The sequence below is a fragment of the Bradyrhizobium sp. Pa8 genome, assembly GCF_052588265.1.
Window position 1 is genome coordinate 75426 of record NZ_CP176767.1, and the last position, 20742, is coordinate 96167.

Here is a 20742-nt window from a genome sequence, read left to right on the forward strand (position 1 = left end):
GAGAAACTTGCATCTGCATCTATCTGTCCATATATTGCATATAGATACAGTGTCCACGTGTGCCCGAAATCTGGAAATGAGCGAGAATCCCGCGCCCCATCACGACGACGACGTCCATTCCGCCGCCCTCCTGTCCGGCCGCCAGCCGGCCTTGACCGGCTGCCCGTGGCACGACGTCAACGAAATGCTCCAGTCCGCGGGGCTTCGTCCGACGCGCCAGCGCATGGCGCTCGGCTGGCTTCTGTTCGGCAAGGGTGCTCGCCACCTCACGGCTGAAATGCTCTATGAGGAGGCGACGCTGGCCAAGGTGCCGGTGTCGCTCGCGACCGTCTACAACACGCTGAACCAGCTGACCGATGCCGGCCTGCTGCGCCAGGTCAGCGTCGACGGCACGAAGACCTATTTCGACACCAACGTCACCACCCACCACCATTATTACCTCGAGAACAGCCACGAGCTGGTCGATATCGAGGATCCGCATCTGGCGCTGTCCAAGATGCCGGAGGTGCCCGAGGGTTACGAGATCGCGCGCATCGACATGGTCGTGCGCCTGCGCAAGAAGCGCTGAACATCGTCCTGAAATCGAATTGAGATCGTCATGGCCGGGCTTGTCCCGGCCATCCACGTTTTTGAGCTAGGTTCAAAAGTCTGTGGACTCCCGGAACAAGGGCGAGCGGAAGCGACGCCGTCCTTCGGACGGCTATGCCCGGGCATGACGCTGGAGCAACAACTCGCCCTGCTTCGCGTCAGTTGACCTGCTCGTCCGAATAGACGCCCCAGAGGCGCTCCTGCTGGATCCAGCCGTCAAAGCCGTTGCCGGTGACGCGGCACCAGTTTGCAGTGCACTTCTTGACCTGCGTGACGACGCCGGCCTGGAGCTTGGCCGCAACCGCGCTGTCGAGATCGGCGCGGTCGTAGATCGGCGCGAGGTCGTCTTTGTGTTTCATGGTGACGACCGCGGTGCGGCGGCCCGACAGCAGCGAGTGATAGACCCAGCCCTCGGCGCCTTCGGAATCGCGCACCCGACGCCAGTTCTCGAACTCGGCGGTGATTTCGACCGGCAGACCGGCGCGGGTGTAGACCCAGGCGACGTCATTGTCCTTGGTCGGGCCGGCGCGGACGTTCACATGATCCGATTTGAGGCTGACATAACGCGGCACCGGCAGGCCGCTCGCGGTCTGGGGGGTGCTGTCCTTCGCCGAATGGGAGGGGCTGACCGAGGCGCTCAACCAGGTGCAAACGAGCGCCATCACCGAACAAAAACGCCCCAACGCCATCAACCCGTCTCCTGTCGAGGGCCCCGCCGCGCCGGGCCCTCACCCCAAATTCCGAACCTGCCGCGCAAGCCCGTCTCCCGTGTTCCCGAAGCCTTAACCCGTGGTTCTTGTCTTGGCCCGGCCTTCTGCTAGAGAGGACGGACACTTGAACAACCAGTTTGCCCCGATTTTCCGGTCGGAAATGTCGGGAGAGCTTGAAGGAAGCGCCGGGGACGACACGGCAAAGGCAGTGTCGAACAACCGGGTTAATGAGGCCTCAACGGCCGGCCTTTGGTGACGGAGGCGGCTTGCGGAGCCTCATGAGGGCATGACATGTCGGTGAAGAAAAAGCCCCTCGTGGTGGTGACGCGCAAGCTGCCGGACTCGATCGAGACCCGGATGCGCGAGCTGTTCGACGCGCGGATCAATCTCGAGGACACACCGATGTCGGCCGAGCAGATCGCTGAAGCCGCGCGCACCGCCGACGTGCTGGTTCCGACCGTCACCGACCACATCACCGCCGACATCGTCAACCAGCCCGACTGCAAGCTCCGCCTGATCGCCAATTTCGGCAACGGCGTCGACAACATCGACGTCGAGGCCGCGCATGCCCGCGGCATCACCGTCACCAACACGCCAAAGGTTCTGACCGAAGACACCGCCGACATGACCATGGCGCTGATCCTGGCCGTGCCGCGCCGGATGATCGAAGGCGCCTCGATCCTGACCGAAGGAAAGCCCTGGCCCGGCTGGTCGCCGACCTGGATGCTCGGCCACCGCATCGGCGGCAAGCGTCTCGGCATCATCGGCATGGGCCGCATTGGCCAGGCGGTCGCGCGCCGCGCCCGCGCCTTTGGCCTCCAGATCCACTACCACAATCGCCGCCCCGTGGCGCCGAAGATCGCCGAAGAGTTAGGGGCGACCTATTGGGAAAGCCTCGACCAGATGCTGGCGCGGATGGACATCATCTCGGTGAACTGTCCGCACACGCCGGCGACCTATCATCTGCTGTCGGCGCGGCGGCTGAAGCTGATCCGCAAGGACGCCTACATCGTCAACACCGCGCGCGGCGAGGTGACCGACGAGGACACGCTGATCAAGCTGATCGAAGGCGGCGAGATCGGCGGCGCCGGCCTCGACGTCTACGAGCACGAGCCCGCGGTCAATCCAAAGCTGGTGCGGCTCGCCAAGGCCGGCAAGGTGGCGCTGCTGCCGCATATGGGCTCGGCCACGATCGAGGGCCGCGTCGAGATGGGCGAGAAGGTGATCATCAACATCCGCACCTTCCTCGACGCGCACAAGCCGCCGGATCGCGTGCTGCCGAGCATGCTCTGAGGCTTATTTGCCACGCGTTTCGCGCTTGCGCCAGTCCGCGGCGAAATCGATGAAAGCGCGTAGCGCGGGCGGCGTCTGACGCCGGCTCGGATAGTAAAGGAACGGGCCCGGAAAGGGCTCGCACCAATCCTCCATCAGGCTGACCAGCGCGCCGGACGTCACGGCGTCATGGACGTAGCCATTGAGCGTTGCCCAGATGCCCGCGCCGTCGAGCGCGGCGCGCATGGCAAGGCCCATGTTGGTCGAGATCAGCTTTGCCGGCGGATCGACCTTCACGAGCTGGCCAGCCTTCTCGAACTCCAGATCGTGCATGACGCCGCTCGAGTAGCGGGCGCGGATGCAGTCATGGTCGAGCAGATCTTTCGGATGCTTCGGCTTGCCGCGGCGCGCGATGTACGCAGGCGATGCGACGACGACATAGCTCTGCGGACCGCTCAGCGGGATCGCCACCATGTCCTGCGCGAGGTGCTCGCCATAGCGCACGCCGGCATCGTAGCCCGCGCTGACGATGTCGACGAAGCCGCTTTCGGAAACGATGTCGAGGTCGACCTGCGGGTAGGTCGCAAGGAAAGGCCCGACCATCGGCGCCAGCACGAGATCGACCGCCGGCGGCGGTGCGTTGATGCGCAGGCGGCCCGAGGCCACCTCGCGCAGGCCGCGGACCTGGTCCAGGGCATCGCCGACATCGCGCAGCGCCGGAGCGATGCGGGACAACAGCAGCTCGCCCGCCTCGGTCAGTGCGACGCTGCGGGTGGTGCGGTTCATCAGGCGGACGCCGAGGCGCTCCTCCAGGTCCCGCAGCCGCTGGCTAAGGCTCGACACCGACACGCGAATTTCGACCGCCGCCCGCCGGAAATTGCGGGTGCGGGCAACCGCCACGAAGACGTCGAGATCGCGCAGATCGGGTTCGGCCATTGTTCTCTAATGTGAACAAGCCATTCTGGATTGTCCAGCTTATCGGCCTAATCGGTCAGGCGCATATCTGGCCTCGTCACGCGGCGCGATCAGGTTGCCGCCTTTTCAAAGAGAGCCATCATGGAACAGCGCAAACTCGGTTCAACCGGCCCGACCGTCTCCGCCCTTGGTCTCGGCTGCATGGGCATGTCGGAGGTCTATGGCCCCGCCGACCGCGGCGAAAGCATCGCCACGGTCCATGCGGCGCTCGATGCCGGCATCACGCTGCTCGATACCGGCGATTTCTACGCCATGGGCCATAATGAAATGCTGGTGCGCGAGGCCCTGAAGGATGTGTCGCGCGAAAAAGTGCAGATCAGCGTGAAGTTCGGCGCGCTGCGCGGTCCCGCCGGCGAGTTCGCCGGCATGGACACAAGGCCGGCCGCGACCAAAAACTTCCTGGCCTATTCGCTGCAGCGTCTCGGCACCGACTACATCGACGTCTATCGCCCGGCGCGTCTCGATCCCAACGTCCCGATCGAAGAGACCATCGGCGGCCTCGCCGATCTCGTGAAGGCCGGCTACATCAGGCATATCGGCCTGTCCGAGGTGGGCTCAGACACCATCCGTCGCGCGCACGCCGTGCATCCGATCGCCGATCTCCAGATCGAATATTCGCTGATCGAGCGCGGCATCGAACGCGATATCCTCAAGACCTGCCGCGAGCTCGGCATCGGCATCACCGCTTACGGCGTGCTGGCGCGCGGCCTGATCAGCGGCCATTGGTCGAAGGACAGCGGCAAGACCGGCAGGGATTACCGGCTGATGACGCCGCGTTTCCAGGGCGCACATCTCGACGCCAATCTCGCGCTGGTGGAATCCCTCCGCGCGATTGCCACCGAGATCGGCGCAACGCCGGCGCAAGTCGCGATCGCCTGGGTAGCGGCGCAGGGCAAACAGATCATACCGCTGGTCGGCGCACGCACGCGCAACCGTCTCACCGAAGCGCTCGGCGCGGCGAAGGTAACGCTGACGCCGGCGCATCTTGCGGCGCTTGCAAAAGCATTTCCGCCCGACGTCGCTTCCGGCACGCGCTACGCAGCCGAGCAGATGGCGCATCTCGACAGCGAGAAGCCGGCCACGAGGTAGTAGCAGCGATCAGGTGCGATGGGCGCTGAGGTCAGTGATGACAGGCCCATCGCCGTTGAGCGGATTGGCCGGATCGCGCGCGTAGCGCAGCGTCTCGAAGCGCATCGCGCGCGCGTCGATCATCAGGAGGCGGCCGACGAGGCCGTCGCCGAAGCCGACGATCTCGCGGATCGCCTCCAGCGCCATCATCGAGCCCATCACGCCCGCAAGCGCGCCCATGACGCCGGCCTCCGCGCAGGCCGGCACCGTGCCGGGCGGCGGCGCTTCCGGAAACAGGCAGCGATAGGTCGGATTGAACACGCCCTGCTCGTTCTTCTCATGCGCGCGGATGGTGGTGAGCGAGCCGTCGAAGGTGCCGAGCGCCGCCGTGATCAGCGGCCGCTTCGCGAAGAAGCAGGCATCCGAGACCAGGTAACGCGTCGAGAAATTGTCGGAGCCGTCGAGCACGAGATCGTAGTCTCCGATCATGCTCAGCGCATTGTCGGCATTGAGCCAGGTGGCGTGGCCGACGAAGCGGACATGCGGATTGAGCGCGGAGATCCGCTCGGCCGCGCTCTCGACCTTGTGCCGCCCGATATCGGGTGTCGTATGGATCACCTGGCGCTGGAGGTTTGACAGCGAGACCACGTCGTCATCGACCACGCCGAGCGTGCCGACGCCGGCGGCCGCCAGATACATCAGCGCGGGCGCGCCGAGCCCGCCGGCGCCGATCACCAGCACGGAGGCCCGCTTCAGCGCAGCCTGGCCCGGCCCGCCGACATCGCGCAGCACGATATGGCGGGCATAGCGTTCGAGTTCGTCCGGGCTCAGCATCGTCGTCCTTCCTCTCGACCCTCATGGTGAGGAGGCGCAAAGCGCCGTCTCGAACCATGAAGGCCCCCGCTGCGGCAGCTCGGCCTTCGAGACGCCGCTTCGCGGCTCCGCAGAATGAGGGGCACCAACTGAACCGCCCCAACATTGTTCGCGACCAACGAGATGTGCTTCAATGGCAGCACGTTCAATGGGCTGGCTGGATTTGTCATGAGATCGATGCTTGCGGCAACACTGATGTTTGCGGCTGCCACAGGCGCGAGCGCCCAGATGACGACGCCAGAGGTTCCCGGCACCAAGCCGAAGCCGGTCCAAACCGTGCCGATCCGGCCTCCCGCACTGCAGACGCCGTCGGCGACGGCTGATGCGATGGCGCAGGCGGAACGGCTGTCGCTCCAGTCCGACCTCGCCTGGGTCGGCCAATATAACGGCGCCATCACCGGCGACGTCAGCGCGCGCATGGTCGAGGCGATCAAGGAGTATCAGAAGGCCAAGGGTGGCAAGCCGACCGGCGTGCTCAATCCGCAGGAGCGCGCTGCGCTCGCCGAGACCGCGCGGCGGAAGCAGGAGAGCGTCGGCTGGAAGATCGTGATGGAGCCGACCAGCGGCGCCCGGCTCGGCATCCCCGGCAAATTGGTGCCGCAGCAGGCGACCGACGCCAACGGCTCGAAATGGACTTCGCCGACCGGCACGGTGCAGGTGCTGCTGAGCCGCCGCAAGGAAGCCAATCCGACCACGGCGAAACTCGCCGAGCTGGAGAAGGAGCCGTCGGGGCGCAAGGTGGACTACACCGTGGTGAAGCCCGACTTCTTCGTGCTGTCGGGATTGCAGGGCCTCAAGAAATTCTACGTGCGAGGCACCTTTAAGGGCGACGAAGTCCGCACCATGACGATCCTCTACGACCAGGCGACCGAGAACACCGTCGAGCCGGTCGTGATCGCGATGTCGAGCGCGTTCAATGCGTTTCCGACGGGACCGCAGGCCGGGCCGCCGCCGCGCAAGACCGTCGAGTACGGCACCGGTATCGTCGTCAGCGACGACGGTGCGATTGTCACGGACCGCCTCGTCACCGATAGCTGTCTCGCGATCACCATCGCCGGCTATGGCAGCGCCGACCGTCTCACCGAGGACAAGGAGCACGATCTCGCGCTCCTGCACATCTACGGCGCGCGCGGCCTGAAGCCTCTCAGCCTCACCGGCGGTACAGCGAAGACGAGCGTCGATGTCATCGGTATTGCCGATCCGCAGAGCCAGGGCGGTGCGGCTAGTGTGTCAAGCCTCAAGGGCGCGCTGGCGCCCGTCACAGCGAGCGATTCCGCGCTATCGCCTCCACCGGCGGTCGGCTTCTCCGGCAGCCCCGCCATCGACGGCGACGGCAAGTTCGCCGGCGTCGCGCTGTTGAAGCCGGCGATGGTCGCCGGACCCGCGACATCGGTGCCGGCGTCGCAAGCGGTGATGGTGTCTGCAGAAACGGTGCGTGATTTCCTGAAGGCGAACGGTGTCACGGCGAACGGCACGTCGGCCGACGCGAAGGCGGCCATCGTCCGCGTGATATGCGTGCGGAAGTAACTCTCTTATCCCGGGCGCGGTGCGGCATGAAATGCCGCGCCGCTGAACCGGGACCCATGTCTCCAAATTCCGTGCACGAAATTCTGGGCCCCGGCTCAGCAGCGCATCACTGCGTGCTGCGCTGCGTCCGGGGCACGAGAGCTAGAGCGTTTCACATTTTGACTGAAGCATAACCGGCGTTGGCGAAGTAGTTGGCGCATTCGCGAGGCTGGATGTCGTGGACGAGGTGACCGATGTGGCGCCAAGTGTCCTCGATGGTGCGCTTCTGAGCTTGCCGCATCCAGTGTTTGATCTTGGAGAAGGCCTGTTCGATCGGGTTGAGGTCGGGCGAGTATGGCGGCAGGTACCAGAGCCTGGCGCCAGCAGCCTGGATCATCTGCCTGACAGCTTTCGACTTGTGGCTTCCGAGATTGTCGAGAATGACGATGTCGCCTTCGCGCAGGGTTGGCAGGAGAAGGTGCTTCACATAAGCGCGGAAGCATTCGCCGTTGATCGGGCCGTCGAAGACGCAGGGTGCCGTGAGTTGGTCATGACGGAGCGCGCCGAGGAATGTGAGGGTACGCCAGTGACCGTGTGGGGCGAAGCCGCGCAGGCGTGCCCCTTTGGGGCCCCAGCCCCGCAAAGGGGCCATGTTGGTCTTGATCCAGGTCTCATCGATGAAGACGAGCCGGCCCGGATCAAGTCCGGCCTGCCAGGATCGCCAACGCTGGCGCCTACGAGAGACGTCGGCGCGAGCCTGTTCGAGGGCGAACAGTGTTTTTTTTGAACCGCAGCCCTTCCCGACGCAGGAACAGCCAGACCGCGTTGTGTGAGACCTTGACCCCACGGGTTGCCAGTTCCGCCTTCAGACCATGCAGCGTCAGGTGCGGCGTCTGAGTGATCCGCTCGACGATGAAGGCGCGGTGCGGATCAAGCACAGGCTTGCGGTGACCGCCCATCTTGCCAGGCACAACCGAGCCGGTCGCCCGCTGCCGCTGTGACCACTTCACAACCGACGAGACCGCAACACCAAACCGTTCCGCCACAGACCGGCAGCTCTCGCCCGCCAAAACCGACGCCACCACACGCTCGCGAAGATCCAGGGAAAGAGGTCGGGTCATGCGATGCTGGCCTCCAATCCAGTCAGCATCTTGAATCACAATCCGCCAAAAACCGGAATCCCCTCCGATTCCATTAAGCAATGAAAGGCTCTAGCTCAGCCTGAACCTGATCCCGGCCTTCGCGAGCCCGCCCGAAATTCCCACCGGCGTGCCGTCCGCGCGCCAGCAGGCGGCGCCGGTCATGGTGCCGTCGTCGTGGAAGGCAATGCCGTTCATGCCGCCCGCCACCGTCGCAGCGGGCTGCACCTTGTGGCCGAGGCCCGCAAGCTTCGCGCGCACCGCCTCCGGCACCTTCTGCTCGACTTCGAGCGCGTTGCCCTCGGTCCAGACGCGCGGCGCCTCGACCGCTTCCTGCAGGCTCATGCCGTGGTCGATCAGATTGACCAGCGCCTGCATCGCGCTCGGGAAGATGCGTTTTCCCCCGGGCAGGCCGAGCGCATAGCGCAGCTTGCCGCCGCGCAGCGCCATCATCGGCGACATCGAGGTGGTGACGCGCTTGCCCGGCGCCAGCGACAGCGCGTGGCCCGGACGCGGATCGAACAGGTTCATGTAGTTGTTGGGGATGGCGCCCAGGCCCGGGATCATGATCTTGGCGCCGAACAGATTGTTGATGGTCTGCGTGGTCGCGACGACGTTGCCGAACGCGTCCGCCGCGGTCATGTGCGTGGTGTCTGCGCCTTCGAGCTGCGACACGCCGGCGCCCCAGGCCTGCGCCCGCGCCGGATCGATGGCGCGGCGGCGTTCCTCGGCATAGGCCTTCGACGTCAGCCGCTCCACGGGGACGCCGACATAAGCCGGATCGCCGCTGGCCGCGGCGCGATCGACGAAGGCGATCTTCAGAACTTCGGCGAGATAGTGGATCGTCTCCGGCGTGCCGAAGCCGAGGCCTCCGATGTCATAGCCCTCGAGAATGTTCAGCATCTGCGCGATGTGCACGCCGGAGGCTGCGGGCGGCGGCGGGCCAAGGATGGTCCAGCCGCGATAGTCGGCGCGGATCGGTTGCCGTTCGACGGTCTTGTAGCCGCTGAGATCGTTGCGGCGGATGAAGCCGCCGGCCTTTTCCATGTAGTCGACGAGGATGTCACCAAGCGGCCCCTCGTAAAGGGCCCTCTCGCCGTGGTCGGCGATGGTGCGGAGCGTCTCGGCGTATTCGGCCTGCACCACGCGTTCGCCGACCTTGAGCGGCTCGCCATCAGGCAAATAGATCGCCGCGATCGGCTTGTCCTTGCGCATCTCGGCGGCGCTCTCGCTGATGCATTCGTGCAAATACGGAGTTGCCGCATAGCCGCGCGCGGCATGCTTGATCGCGGGCTGCATGACGTCGGCGAGGCTCATGGTGCCGAACCGGCGCAGCGTCTCGCACCAGGCTTTCAGCGAGCCCGGCGTGGCGACCGCCTTCGGACCGTTGAGATTCTCGTTGCCGACGGTGTCGAACACGTCATGCGCCGAGCCGGGCCTGGAGGTGTAGGTGGTGTCGCGCACCGCCGCGGGCACGGTGCTCTGCCCGTCGATGAGACGGTGGCTGCCGTCAGCCAGACGTATATGCGCCATGCCGCCGCCGATGATGCCGACCATCATCGGCTCGACCACGGTCAGCGTGAACAGGGTCGCGATCGCGGCGTCGATGGCGTTGCCGCCCGCGGCCAGCATCTCGGCGCCGGCGCTGGAGGCCAGCGGATGGTTGCTGACCACCATGCCGCGGCTCGAGACCGCCGGCATCTTCTCGCATTCAAAGATCGTTGCCGTCCGGTCGCGCCAGTTTCCGTCCATGCCGCCTGCCCCTTTTATTCACGGCGGCAAGCACATCATACGCGCGACTACGGGTCCAGTATTGGTACGGATTAGCTGACATTCCCAATTCTGCCATCATCATTAGCGTTGATTCGGACATCCGCGGTCCCCTTTGGATCGGGCAGGGCACGTCCTGAGCGAGTAGAGCTCAGCATCGAGAAGCGATGCACGTTCGCGTGGCGTTACCCCAGAGACCCAGGCATTCCAAAGGATTCAACTTTCCATGCACACGATCGTACTGGCCACCCAAAAGGGTGGCAGTGGCAAGAGCACGCTTGCCATCGGCCTCGCGCTGGCGGCCAAGCAGGCCGGCTTCACCGTCCGCCTGATCGAAACCGACCCGCAGGGTACCCTGTCCAACTGGCAGCGTCGCCGCCACGCTGACGATCTCGTCGTCGAGCCGATCTATCACGCGGCCGACATCGCGCCGCGCCTGAAGATGCTGGCCGGCAGCGGCCTGCAGCTCGTGATCGTCGACACCGCGGCCGGCCTCAGCGCCGCGACCACCGCCGCGATCCGCCATTCCGACCTCTGCCTGATTCCGGCCCGCCCGAGCGTCGCCGACATCGAGGCGACCGTCTCGACGCTGAGCGTCGCGCGCGCCTGGAAGCGGCCCTACAGCTTCGTGCTGAACCAGGCGCCGATCCGCGGCCAGCGCATCGACAACGCCGCCAACACGCTCGCCGAGGAAGCCGCCCTCGATCTCGCCGAGGTGCTCGCACGTCCGCTGATCGTGATGCGCAACGACCACCAGGACTCGCTCGCGAGCGGCCTCGCCGTCAGCGAATTCGCGCCGAACGGCAAGTCGGCGGACGAGATCCGCGGCCTCTGGCGCTGGATCGAGACCCGTCTCGAGCTCGAAGCCACGACCAGTGTCCTGATCGACCAGGTCATCCCGGTCGCGAACGGGATGCTGCACGTCGCCGCCGACCACGCGGCGGACGAGACCACGACACTGGCGTCCTGAGCGGGGCGATCGCTCCGACGCCAGGCGGGCTCTTCACTTAACCGGTCGAAGAGCCGAAGCGACGAAGCAATCCGGCCACCAGCCTCGGCCGGACTGTTTCGCCTCGCGTTTTCTAGGCGAGCGACCATCCTCCTCGTCATTGCGAGCGCAGCAAAGCAATCCAGAGTCTTTCCGCGGAGGGATTCTGGATTGCTTCGCTGCGCTCGCAATGACGGGGTGGTGGGGTCGGCGCCTTCGCCGAGACTCACGGCCTATCGGCGGCCGGCCCGATCTTCACTTCTGACACTTCTGGCACCAGAAGGTGGAACGGCCGTTCTGGGTGAAGCGCTTGATCGTGCCGCCACACCCTGGCGTCTTGCAGGTCTCGCCCTCGCGGTCATAGACCTTGAAGGAGTGCTGGAAATAGCCGAGTTCGCCCGAGGTCTGGCGATGGTCGCGCAAGCTCGAGCCGCCGGCCTTGATCGCGTCGTTCAGCACGGTGTGAATGGCACTCACCAGCCGCTTCGCATGATCGGTCGGCTCGCCGCCGCCGACACCCTTGCGACCCTTGGTCGCGAGTGTCGCAGCAATGCGGCGCGGCGACAGATGCGAGCGGTGCAGGGCTTCGCAGACATAGATGTTGCCGAGCCCGGCGACCACGCGCTGGTCGAGCAGCGCGGCCTTCAGGCTCGTCGTCTTGCCCTCGCACGACCGCGCCAGCATCGCAGCGTCGAACTCGTTGCCGAGCGGCTCGGGACCGAGATCGCGCAGCAGCGGCTCGTCCTCGAGCGCGTTGCGCGCGATCACTTTCATGTAACCGAAGCGGCGCGGATCGTTGAACACGATGTCGGCGCCGGAGGACATCCGAAACAGCACGTGGTCGTGCGTGGAGTCCTTACCCCTAGGGTAGTGAAACTCGCCTGGCGCGGCCTCGTTGTCCGGCTTGATGACGCGGAACGAGCCCGACATGCCCAGATGCATCAGCAGCACGTCGCCGGAGGCGAGATCGGCCATGAGATATTTTGCACGGCGGCCAAGCCCCGTGACGACCTGCCCCTGGAGCCGGGCCACGAAATCGGGCTGGAAGGGAAAGCGCAGATCCGGCCTGCGGGCCTCCGCGACGAGGATTTTCGCACCCTCCATGACGGGCTGAAGGCCGCGGCGGACGGTCTCGACTTCGGGCAATTCAGGCATGGTCAGGCATTCACCTTATGAGGGCGGTGTGATAGCGCCATTGCGGCGGCCGCGCTATGGTCCGCCCAGTGGAGTAGAGTAATGGATCGGCCGGGCGAAACCACGCATTTTGGCTTCAGGGACGTTCCCCTGGGGGACAAGCAGACGCTGGTGAACGATGTGTTTCACAGCGTGGCGTCGCGCTATGACTTGATGAACGACCTGATGTCCGGTGGCCTGCACCGGGTCTGGAAGGACATCATGATCAACGCGCTCAACCCGCCGCGGGGTGACCGGCCGTTCGCGCTGCTCGATGTTGCCGGCGGCACCGGCGACATCTCGTTCCGCGCGGCCAAGGCGGCAGGTCCCGGCTTCCATGCCACCGTCTGCGACATCAACACCGAGATGCTGGCTGTCGGCCGCGAGCGTGCCGCGAAGCGACATCTCGAGACTCAGGTCGATTTCGTCGAGGGCAATGCCGAAGCGCTCGCCTTCGCCGACCGCAGCTTTGACGCATATACGATCGCTTTCGGCATTCGCAACGTGCCGCGGATCGACCTGGCGCTGCGCGAGGCCTATCGCGTGCTGAAGCCCGGCAGCCGCTTCCTGTGCCTGGAATTCTCCACCGTCGAGATGCCCGGGCTCGACCGGATCTATGACCTGTTCTCGTTCAAGGTGATCCCACCGCTCGGCCGCATGGTCACGGGCGACGCCGAGTCCTATCAGTATCTCGTCGAATCGATCCGCAAGTTTCCAAAACCCAACGCCTTCGCCGACATGATCCGCGACGCCGGCTTCGCCCGCGTCGGCTGGCAGACATTGTCCGGCGGCATCGTCGCACTGCATTCGGGCTGGCGTTTGTGATTTCTTCCATTACCCACATTTCGCGCCTGATCCGCGCCGCGTTCGTGTTTGCGCGCGAGGGCGTGTTCGGTTCCGTCGATCCGACCCTGGTGCCGCCACCCGGACAGCTTGCGTTGAAGCTTGCGCGGTTGATCGAACGCCGCGGCGTCAAGCACGGACCGCGGATAGCACGCGCGCTGACGCGGATGGGTCCGGCCTATCTCAAGCTCGGTCAGTTTCTGGCAACGCGCCCCGACGTGGTCGGCTTCAACATGGCGCGCGACCTCGAAAGCCTTCAGGATCGGCTGCCGCCGTTTCCGCAAGCGGAAGCGGAGGCTGCAATCGCGACCTCGCTGGAACGGCCGCTGAAGGATGTCTTCGTCACGTTCGGCCCGCCGGTCGCTGCCGCCTCGATCGCGCAGGTGCATCGCGGCGAGGTCGAGCACAACGGCGTCCGCAAGGCGGTCGCGGTCAAGGTGCTCAGGCCAAACGTGGCCTCGCGCTTCCGCCGCGATCTCTCGGATTTCTTCTTCGTCGCCCACGAGGCCGAGGCCTATTCATCCGAGGCGCGGCGCCTGCGCCTCGTCGAGGTCATCAACACCATGTCGCGCTCGGTCGCGATGGAGATGGATCTGCGGCTCGAGGCTGCCGCGCTGTCCGAGATGGCGGAGAACACGCGCGACGATCCTGATTTTCGCGTGCCGACCGTCGACTGGGACCGCACCACGCACAACGTGCTGACGATGGAGTGGATCGACGCCATCGCGCTGAACGATCATAAGCGCCTGGCAGAGGCGCAGGTCGACCTGCCCGATCTCGGCCGCAAGGTGATCCAGAGTTTTCTGCGCCACGCGCTGCGCGACGGCTTCTTCCACGCCGACATGCATCCGGGCAATCTGTTCCTCGACGACGCCGGCCGTCTGGTCGCGGTCGATTTCGGCATCATGGGCCGGCTCGGGATGAAGGAGCGGCGCTTCCTCGCCGAGATCCTGCTCGGCTTCATCACCCGCGACTATCGCCGCGTCGCCGAGGTTCATTTCGAGGCGGGCTATGTGCCGGCGCATCACTCGGTCGAGAATTTCGCGCAGGCCATCCGCGCCATCGGCGAGCCGATCCACAACCGCACCGCCGAAGAGATCTCGATGGCGCGGCTGCTGACGCTGCTGCTCGAAGTCACCGGCCTGTTCGACATGACGACGCGGCCCGAGCTGATCCTGCTGCAGAAGACCATGGTGGTGGTCGAGGGCGTCGCGCGCGCCTTCGATCCCAAGCTCGACATCTGGAAGGTCGCCGACCCCGTGGTGCGCGAATGGATCGAGCGCAATCTCGGCCCGCTCGGCCGGGTGCAGGGCGCGCTCTCCGGCGGCAGCGACCTCGCCCGCGTGCTGATGCGCCTGCCCGACATCGCGCAGCGCTCGGTCGCGGTGCTCGAGCAGCTCGAGACCATGACGCGGGAAGGCATCCGGCTGTCGCCGGAGAGCATCGCCGCGATGGGGCGCAGCGAAGGCCGCAAGAACCGCTGGCGCACCGTGGCGCTCTGGATCATCGCCGCCACCTTCATCGGAATCCTGATCGCCGTCCGGAATCTGTGATTGCACTGCAATCACAGAAACGATAGCATCGCCATCATTCCGTGCTGGAGGGGCGTCATGGCAAGCCTGACCATCCGCAAGCTCGACGAGGGCGTCAAAACCTATTTGCGCCTGCGCTCGGCCAGGAACCGGAGGTCGGTCGAGGAAGAGGTCCGGGTCATCCTTGGGGAGCTGATCGAGGGCCGCGAGGAGCCGCTGACGCCGTTTGCGCTGCCGCCGGCCCAATCCACCGCCCCCACGCCGCAGCGGACCGGCGCCCTCCCCGAGGCCAGCGTCACCCTGATCATCGGCGGCGGGATCGCGGCCTATAAGTCGCTCGACCTGATCCGCCGGCTCAAGGAGCGCCGGATCGAGGTCCGTTGCGTCCTGACCAAGGCGGCGCAGCAGTTCGTCACGCCGCTGGCCGTGAGCGCGCTGTCGCATGAGCGCGTCTACACCGACCTGTTCGACCCCCAGAGCGAGTTCGACGCCGGTCACATTCGCCTCGCGCGCGACTGCGACCTGATCGTCGTCGCGCCGGCGACCGCCGATCTCCTGGCGAAGATGGCCAATGGCCATGCCGACGATCTCGCCAGCGCCATCCTGCTCGCGACCAATCGCAAGGTCCTGCTGGCGCCGGCGATGAATCCGCTGATGTGGAATAACGCGGCAACCCGCCGCAACGTCGCGCAGCTTCAGCGTGACGGCGTGGTGCTGATCGGCCCGAATTCAGGCGAGATGGCCGAGGCCGGCGAAGCCGGAATCGGCCGCATGTCCGAGGCGATCGAGATCGCCACCGCGGCCGAGCGCCTGCTGCGTCCGCCGGTGCCGCGCCCACTCGCCGGCAAGCGCGTGCTGATCACCGCAGGCCCCACCCACGAGCCGATCGACCCGGTGCGCTACATCGCCAACCGCTCCTCCGGCAAGCAGGGCTTTGCCATCGCCGCCGCCGCGCAGGCTGCCGGCGCAGAGGTGATTTTGGTCAGCGGCCCGGTCGATCTCGGCGATCCCCCGGGCGTGACGGTGAAGCGCGTGGAATCGGCCCGGCAGATGCTGGAGCAGGTGCAGGCGGCACTTCCCGCCGACATTGCGATCTTCGCCGCCGCGGTCGCCGACTGGCGGGTTGCCAGTGAGGGCGGGCAGAAGCTGAAGAAGACCTCGGCCGGCATGCCGCCGCTTCAGCTGGTCGAGAATCCCGACATCCTCGCCACGATCTCGAAGCTGACCGACCGGCGCCCGCCGCTGGTGATCGGCTTTGCCGCCGAGACCGAGCACCTCATCGACAACGCCAAGTCCAAGCTGGCCCGCAAGGGCTGCGACTGGATCGTCGCCAACGACGTCTCGCCGGCGACCGGCGTGATGGGCGGCGACCGCAACACCGTGCATCTGATCAGTCGCAAGAATGGTGAGGAGGACGGCGAGATCGCAGTTGATTCCTGGCCGGTGATGACCAAGGAACAGGTCGCCATCGAGCTGGTCGCGCATGTCGCAAAGAGCGTGACCGACAAATCCCGGGAGCCGGCATCTTGAGCACGAAAGTCACGGTCGAACTGCAGCAACTGGCCCACGCCGAAGGCCTTCCGCTGCCGGCCTATCAGACCTCCGAAGCCGCCGGCCTCGACCTGATGGCCGCAGTTTCCGACAGCGAGCCGATGACGCTCGCCCCCGGCCAATATGCGCTGGTGCCGACGGGTCTCGCGATCGCGCTGCCGCCCGGCCACGAGGCGCAGGTGCGGCCGCGCTCGGGCCTTGCCGCCAAGCACGGCGTCACCGTGCTGAACTCGCCGGGCACGATCGATGCGGACTATCGCGGCGAGATCAAGGTGATCCTGATCAACCACGGCGCGGCGCCCTTCGTGGTCAAGCGCGGCGAGCGCATCGCGCAGATGGTGATTGCGCCGGTGGTGCAGGCCGCGCTGGTTCCCGTGGCGACATTGTCCGCGACCGATCGCGGCGCCGGCGGCTTCGGCTCGACCGGCCGCTAACGCACGGCAGCTCCAGCCGAATCATCCCGAAGAACGAGGTGGATTGGAACTGCGCGCCCGGCATTTTTGTGGGGCCGCCCTTGCGTTCACGATCTGGACTCTTACCGCTGGAGTCACGGTGAGGGTATTGTCGTTTGATTCGCGCGCGACGGGGGTCGCCGCGCGCAAATTCGTGCGATCTGGGGCAACTATGTCAGGCGTGATCGTGTCGATGCGTCGGACGCTGCTGTCGTGCACATCGTTGGCGCGCAACGGCTTGTTGGGAGGCGCTCTCGCGGCGCTGCTGCCGGCTGCGCCGGCTGAGGCTGCCGACCTCGTCGACACACTTTCCATAATGCTGGACTTCAACCGGCAGGAACTCGCGGTGCTGGCCACCGCGCTCGCGCTGCTCGGCTTCTCGGTCGTGGCCGCGATCCTGTTGATGCGCACGCGCGTGCGCACGGCGAACAACGAGGCGCGGCTGCGCGCGCGGATCGGGGAACTGCAACTCCAGTCCGATCGCTTCGGCGCGCTGCTGTTCGCCGAGCCGCAGATCCTGATCTCCTGGCCGGCCGGCGACAATCGCGCGCAGATTTCCGGCGACATCTCGATGGTGCTGCCGCGCGATTCCTCCCCCCAGCGCGTTCTCGCGTTCGGAACATGGCTGCCGCCGGAACCCGCGCTCCAAATGGATCACGCGGTCGATGCGCTGCGTGACCGCGGCGACGGGTTCCAGCTGACGCTGACCACCGCGCACGGCCACACGCTGGAGGCCATCGGCCGCGCCATCGGCGGCCAGGCCATTGTCAGGATTCGCGAGCTCTCCGGACTCCGGCGCGATCTGGCCGAGACCAATCTGCGTTACAAGGCCCTCGCCGACGAGACCGAGATGCTGCGCGGCTTCGCCGCCGCCGCGCCCTGGCCGATCTGGGCCAAGGCCGAGAACGGCGCGCTGAGCTACGCCAATCCGGCCTATGTGCGCGCGACCGAGGCCAGCAGCGTCACCGACGCCCAGCAGCGCAAGCTCGAGCTGCTCGACAGTGCCGACCGGACCGCGATGGAGCGGGGCCTGAAGGACGCGGCCAGTTTCACCTCGCGACTGCCGATCGTGATCGGCGGCGAGCGGCGCATCTACGACGTCCGCGCGGTCAATGTCGGCAGCAGCAATGTCGGCGTCGCCATCGATGCCAGCGAGGCGGATGCGCTGAGCTCGGCGCTGGTGCGGATGGCGGAGGCGCATCGGCGCACGCTCGACCAGCTCTCCTCGGGCGTTGCCGTGTTCGACGGCCAGCGCCGGCTCGCCTTCTACAACGATTCCTACCGCCGGCTGTGGGACCTCGACCGCATCTTCCTCGACGCCAATCCCGACGATTCCAGCGTGCTCGACCAGCTCCGCGCAGCGCGCAAGCTGCCGGAGCAGCCGGACTTCCGCGCCTGGAAGGCCAAGCTGCACGAGGCCTATCGCGCGGTCGAGGCCGCCAAGGACACCTGGTACCTGCCCGATGGCCGCGCGCTCTCCGTCGTCACCACGCCGAATCCGGAAGGCGGCGTCACCTATCTGTTCGACGACGTCACCGAAAGCCTCGAGCTCGCCCGCCGCTTCGACGGCATGATTCGCGTCCAGCGCGAGACGCTGGACAGCCTCGCCGAGGGCGTCGCGGTGTTTGGCAGCAACGGCAGGGCGCAGCTGTTCAACCCGGCCTTCGTCCGGATGTGGAAGCTGTCGAGCGACGCCATGCGCGACGAGCCGCACATCCAGACGGTCGAAGGCTGGTGCCATCAGCTGTTCGACGACCCTCAAGTCTGGCGGCAGATCCGCGAGGCCGTCACCTCGATCGAGAGCCGCGCCGACGTGCCGCTGAAGCTGGAGCGCAAGGACGGCAGCGTGCTCGACGGCATGATCCGTCCGCTGCATGACGGCGCGACCATGCTGACGTTCCAGGACATCACCGACACCGAGAATGTCGAGCGCGCGCTGCGCGAGCGCAACGAGGCATTGGAGGCCGCCGACCAGATGAAGGTGGATTTCGTCCACCACGTCTCCTACGAGCTGCGCTCGCCGCTCACCACCATCATCGGCTTCGCGCATTTCCTCAGCGATCCCTCGACCGGCCCGCTGACGCCGAAACAGGCCGAATATCTCGACTACGTCACTAAATCGACCAACGCCCTGCTGGCGCTGACCAACAACATCCTGGATCTCGCCACGATCGACGCCGGCGCCATGAAGCTGGAACTCGGCCCGGTCGACGTCAGCAAGGCCATCGAGCTCGCCGCCGAGGGCATCCAGGACCGCCTCGCCACCGACCGCATCCGCCTCAAGGTCGAGATCGCGCCCGATATCGGCAGCTTCGTCGGCGACGAGAAGCGCGTCGTGCAGGTGCTCTATAACCTCCTCGCCAACGCCGTCGGGTTTTCTCCACAGGATTCCACCGTCGGCATCAGCGCACGCCGCACCGAACGCAGCGTGGTCTTCACTGTGACAGATTCCGGGCCTGGAATACCTGCCGACATGAAGGACAAGGTGTTCAACTGGTTCGAAAGCCGCTCGCAGGGGTCGCGTCACCGCGGCGCCGGGCTCGGCCTGTCGCTGGTGCGCTCCTTCGTCGAGCTGCATGGCGGCAAGGTGCGGGTGGATTCGATCGTGGGCAGGGGCACGGTCGTGATCTGCGACTTCCCGACCGACCAGGCGGCGCATCGCGACGCCGCCGAATGACTGAACCGACCACATTCTCCGTCGCGCTTGTCAACGAGACGGCCACCGCACAATTGATGGCCGACCTCGCGCTGCTGGTCGGCCCCGGCGACGTCATCACCCTCACCGGCGATCTCGGCGCGGGCAAGACTGCGGCTGCGCGCGCCATGATCCGCTATCTCGCCGGCGACGAGACGCTGGAAGTCCCGAGCCCGACCTTCACGCTGGTGCAGGGCTACGAGCTGCCGCCGTTTCCGGTGATGCATGCCGATCTCTACCGCGTCGAGGACGAGAGCGAGCTCGAGGAGATCGGCCTGTCGCCGCTTCCCGATGCCACGCTCGTCCTGATCGAATGGCCGGAACGCGCACCATCGGCGATGTCGCAAGACCGCATCGACATCGCGCTGACGCACCGGCCGGCGCTGGGCTCGAATGCGCGCGCCGCCGACATCACCGGTTACGGCAAGAGCGCCGCGCAAGTCGCACGGCTGAAGGCGCTGCGGGAATTCCTCGAAGCATCCGGCTACATGGATGCAACGCGCAAGCACATGGCCGGCGATGCCTCGACCCGCTCCTATGCGCGACTGCTGCGCGACGAGGAGATCGTCATCCTCATGAACTTTCCGCAGCGGCCCGACGGTTCTGCGATGTACAACGGCAAATCCTACAGCGCCGCGGTACATCTCGCCGAGAACGTCAAGCCCTTCGTCGCCATCGACGAGGGCCTGCGCGCGCAAGGCATCTCCGCGCCCGCGATCCATCATTCCGATCTCGACCACGGCTTCCTGATCACCGAAGATTTCGGCAGCGAAGGTGTGATCGAGGGCAATCCGCCGCGCCCGATCGCGGAGCGCTACGAGGCTGCCATCGACGTGCTGGCCGCGCTGCATCGCACGACGCTGCCGGAGACACTGCCGCTGGCGAGCCAAACCTACGCTATTCCCGTCTTCGACACCGAAGCACTCCTGATCGAAATCGGGTTGATGCCGGAATGGTATCTGCCCGACCGCAATGCGCCGCTGAGCGACGAGAAGCGCGCGGAGTTTTTCGCGATGTGGCGCGATCTGCTGAAGACGCCGCTGGCCGCGCCGAGGACGTGGATCATCCGCGACTACCACTCGCCCAATCTGATCTGGCTCGGGATGCGCACCGGCATCGCGCGCGTCGGCGTGATCGACTTCCAGGACACCGTGCTCGGACCGCAATCCTACGACGTCGTCTCGCTGCTCCAGGACGCCCGCATCGACGTGCCCGAAAACCTCGAGCTGACGCTGCTGTCGCGCTACATCAAGGCGCGCCGCGCGGACGACGCGAGCTTCGATCCGGCGGGCTTCGCCGAGCTCTATGCGATCATGTCGGCGCAGCGGAACACGCGCCTGCTCGGCACCTTCGCCCGCCTCAACCGCCGCGACGGTAAGCCGCATTATCTCCGCCACCAGCCGCGGATCTGGACCTACCTCCAGCGCTCGCTGGCACATCCCGCGCTGGCTCACCTGCGCGACTGGTATCTCGCCAACGTCCCGCCGCCTCAAGGGGCGCCCCAAGAACAGCCTCAAGAGCAGCCTGAAGGGCAGCCCCAAGCCTGATTTGCGGCCGATTTACCGCCTGTTAGCCATCGCATCGGTATCATCGCCCGCAGGCGGCCG

The 20742-nt window shown here is 66.1% G+C and carries 17 protein-coding genes; 11 read left to right on the forward strand and 6 right to left on the reverse strand.

All coding sequences use genetic code 11. The features are described from left to right. Positions 1–76 precede the first annotated feature (76 nt). Positions 77–568 carry an iron response transcriptional regulator IrrA gene (gene irrA / locus ACKWRH_RS00320; RefSeq protein WP_063980150.1) on the forward strand — a complete coding sequence of 164 codons (492 nt, stop codon included), beginning with the start codon at positions 77–79 and terminating at the stop codon, positions 566–568. 178 nt (positions 569–746) lie between these two features. On the opposite strand, the gene ACKWRH_RS00325 is transcribed toward irrA, so the two are convergent. Next, on the reverse strand, positions 747–1277 hold the full coding sequence (locus ACKWRH_RS00325; protein WP_014490951.1) for an SH3 domain-containing protein: 531 nt from the start codon (positions 1275–1277) through the stop codon (positions 747–749). Between the two features lie 312 nt (positions 1278–1589). On the opposite strand from ACKWRH_RS00325, the gene ACKWRH_RS00330 reads away from it, so the two are divergent. Beyond that, positions 1590–2591 carry a 2-hydroxyacid dehydrogenase gene (locus ACKWRH_RS00330; RefSeq protein ID WP_014490950.1) on the forward strand — a complete coding sequence of 334 codons (1002 nt, stop codon included), beginning with the start codon at positions 1590–1592 and terminating at the stop codon, positions 2589–2591. 3 nt (positions 2592–2594) lie between these two features. Here the strand turns inward: ACKWRH_RS00330 and ACKWRH_RS00335 are convergent, their stop codons facing one another. Then, positions 2595–3506, reverse strand: a complete 912-nt coding sequence (locus ACKWRH_RS00335; RefSeq protein ID WP_445218863.1) for a LysR family transcriptional regulator — start codon at positions 3504–3506, stop codon at positions 2595–2597. Positions 3507–3626: 120 nt separating this feature from the next. On the opposite strand from ACKWRH_RS00335, the gene ACKWRH_RS00340 reads away from it, so the two are divergent. Next, on the forward strand, positions 3627–4634 hold the full coding sequence (locus tag ACKWRH_RS00340; RefSeq protein WP_445218864.1) for an aldo/keto reductase: 1008 nt from the start codon (positions 3627–3629) through the stop codon (positions 4632–4634). A gap of 9 nt (positions 4635–4643) precedes the next feature. On the opposite strand, the gene ACKWRH_RS00345 is transcribed toward ACKWRH_RS00340, so the two are convergent. After that, positions 4644–5447 (reverse strand): HesA/MoeB/ThiF family protein, encoded by an 804-nt coding sequence (locus ACKWRH_RS00345; RefSeq protein ID WP_039155124.1) that lies wholly within the window; start codon positions 5445–5447, stop codon positions 4644–4646. A gap of 207 nt (positions 5448–5654) precedes the next feature. On the opposite strand from ACKWRH_RS00345, the gene ACKWRH_RS00350 reads away from it, so the two are divergent. Beyond that, positions 5655–7013 carry a serine protease gene (locus tag ACKWRH_RS00350; protein ID WP_445218865.1) on the forward strand — a complete coding sequence of 453 codons (1359 nt, stop codon included), beginning with the start codon at positions 5655–5657 and terminating at the stop codon, positions 7011–7013. 151 nt (positions 7014–7164) lie between these two features. On the opposite strand, the gene ACKWRH_RS00355 is transcribed toward ACKWRH_RS00350, so the two are convergent. Both ACKWRH_RS00355 and ggt read right to left on the reverse strand, forming a co-directional pair. Next, a protein-coding gene (locus ACKWRH_RS00355) for an IS630 family transposase (protein ID WP_445215585.1) occupies positions 7165–8113 on the reverse strand; the annotation gives its coding sequence in 2 pieces (ribosomal slippage) (positions 7165–7776 and positions 7778–8113; 948 coding nt in all). A gap of 90 nt (positions 8114–8203) precedes the next feature. Continuing rightward, positions 8204–9883, reverse strand: coding sequence for a gamma-glutamyltransferase (gene ggt / locus ACKWRH_RS00360; protein ID WP_445218866.1), 1680 nt, complete (start codon positions 9881–9883; stop codon positions 8204–8206). Positions 9884–10127: 244 nt separating this feature from the next. Between ggt and ACKWRH_RS00365 the strand changes: the two genes are divergently transcribed. After that, positions 10128–10871 carry a nucleotide-binding protein gene (locus ACKWRH_RS00365; protein ID WP_445218867.1) on the forward strand — a complete coding sequence of 248 codons (744 nt, stop codon included), beginning with the start codon at positions 10128–10130 and terminating at the stop codon, positions 10869–10871. A gap of 273 nt (positions 10872–11144) precedes the next feature. Here the strand turns inward: ACKWRH_RS00365 and mutM are convergent, their stop codons facing one another. Next, positions 11145–12044 (reverse strand): bifunctional DNA-formamidopyrimidine glycosylase/DNA-(apurinic or apyrimidinic site) lyase, encoded by a 900-nt coding sequence (gene mutM / locus ACKWRH_RS00370; RefSeq protein WP_304492175.1) that lies wholly within the window; start codon positions 12042–12044, stop codon positions 11145–11147. Between the two features lie 81 nt (positions 12045–12125). Between mutM and ubiE the strand changes: the two genes are divergently transcribed. The 6 genes from ubiE (at position 12126) to tsaE (ending at position 20682) form a co-directional block, all read left to right on the forward strand. Beyond that, positions 12126–12887, forward strand: a complete 762-nt coding sequence (gene ubiE, locus ACKWRH_RS00375; RefSeq protein WP_445218868.1) for a bifunctional demethylmenaquinone methyltransferase/2-methoxy-6-polyprenyl-1,4-benzoquinol methylase UbiE — start codon at positions 12126–12128, stop codon at positions 12885–12887. After that, positions 12884–14458: a 2-polyprenylphenol 6-hydroxylase gene (ubiB, locus tag ACKWRH_RS00380; RefSeq protein ID WP_445218869.1), complete on the forward strand. Its 1575-nt coding sequence runs from the start codon at positions 12884–12886 to the stop codon at positions 14456–14458. The genes ubiE and ubiB overlap by 4 nt, the downstream gene beginning before the upstream one ends. Positions 14459–14515: 57 nt before the next feature. Then, positions 14516–15967, forward strand: a complete 1452-nt coding sequence (gene coaBC / locus ACKWRH_RS00385) for a bifunctional phosphopantothenoylcysteine decarboxylase/phosphopantothenate--cysteine ligase CoaBC (protein ID WP_445218870.1) — start codon at positions 14516–14518, stop codon at positions 15965–15967. Then, positions 15964–16422 (forward strand): dUTP diphosphatase, encoded by a 459-nt coding sequence (gene dut / locus ACKWRH_RS00390; protein ID WP_445218871.1) that lies wholly within the window; start codon positions 15964–15966, stop codon positions 16420–16422. Before coaBC ends, dut begins: the two co-directional genes overlap by 4 nt. A gap of 190 nt (positions 16423–16612) precedes the next feature. Continuing rightward, on the forward strand, positions 16613–19117 hold the full coding sequence (locus tag ACKWRH_RS00395; protein ID WP_445218872.1) for an ATP-binding protein: 2505 nt from the start codon (positions 16613–16615) through the stop codon (positions 19115–19117). Continuing rightward, entirely contained in the window at positions 19114–20682 is a 1569-nt protein-coding gene (tsaE, locus tag ACKWRH_RS00400) for a tRNA (adenosine(37)-N6)-threonylcarbamoyltransferase complex ATPase subunit type 1 TsaE (protein WP_445218873.1), read from the forward strand. Before ACKWRH_RS00395 ends, tsaE begins: the two co-directional genes overlap by 4 nt. Positions 20683–20742: the final 60 nt, after the last annotated feature.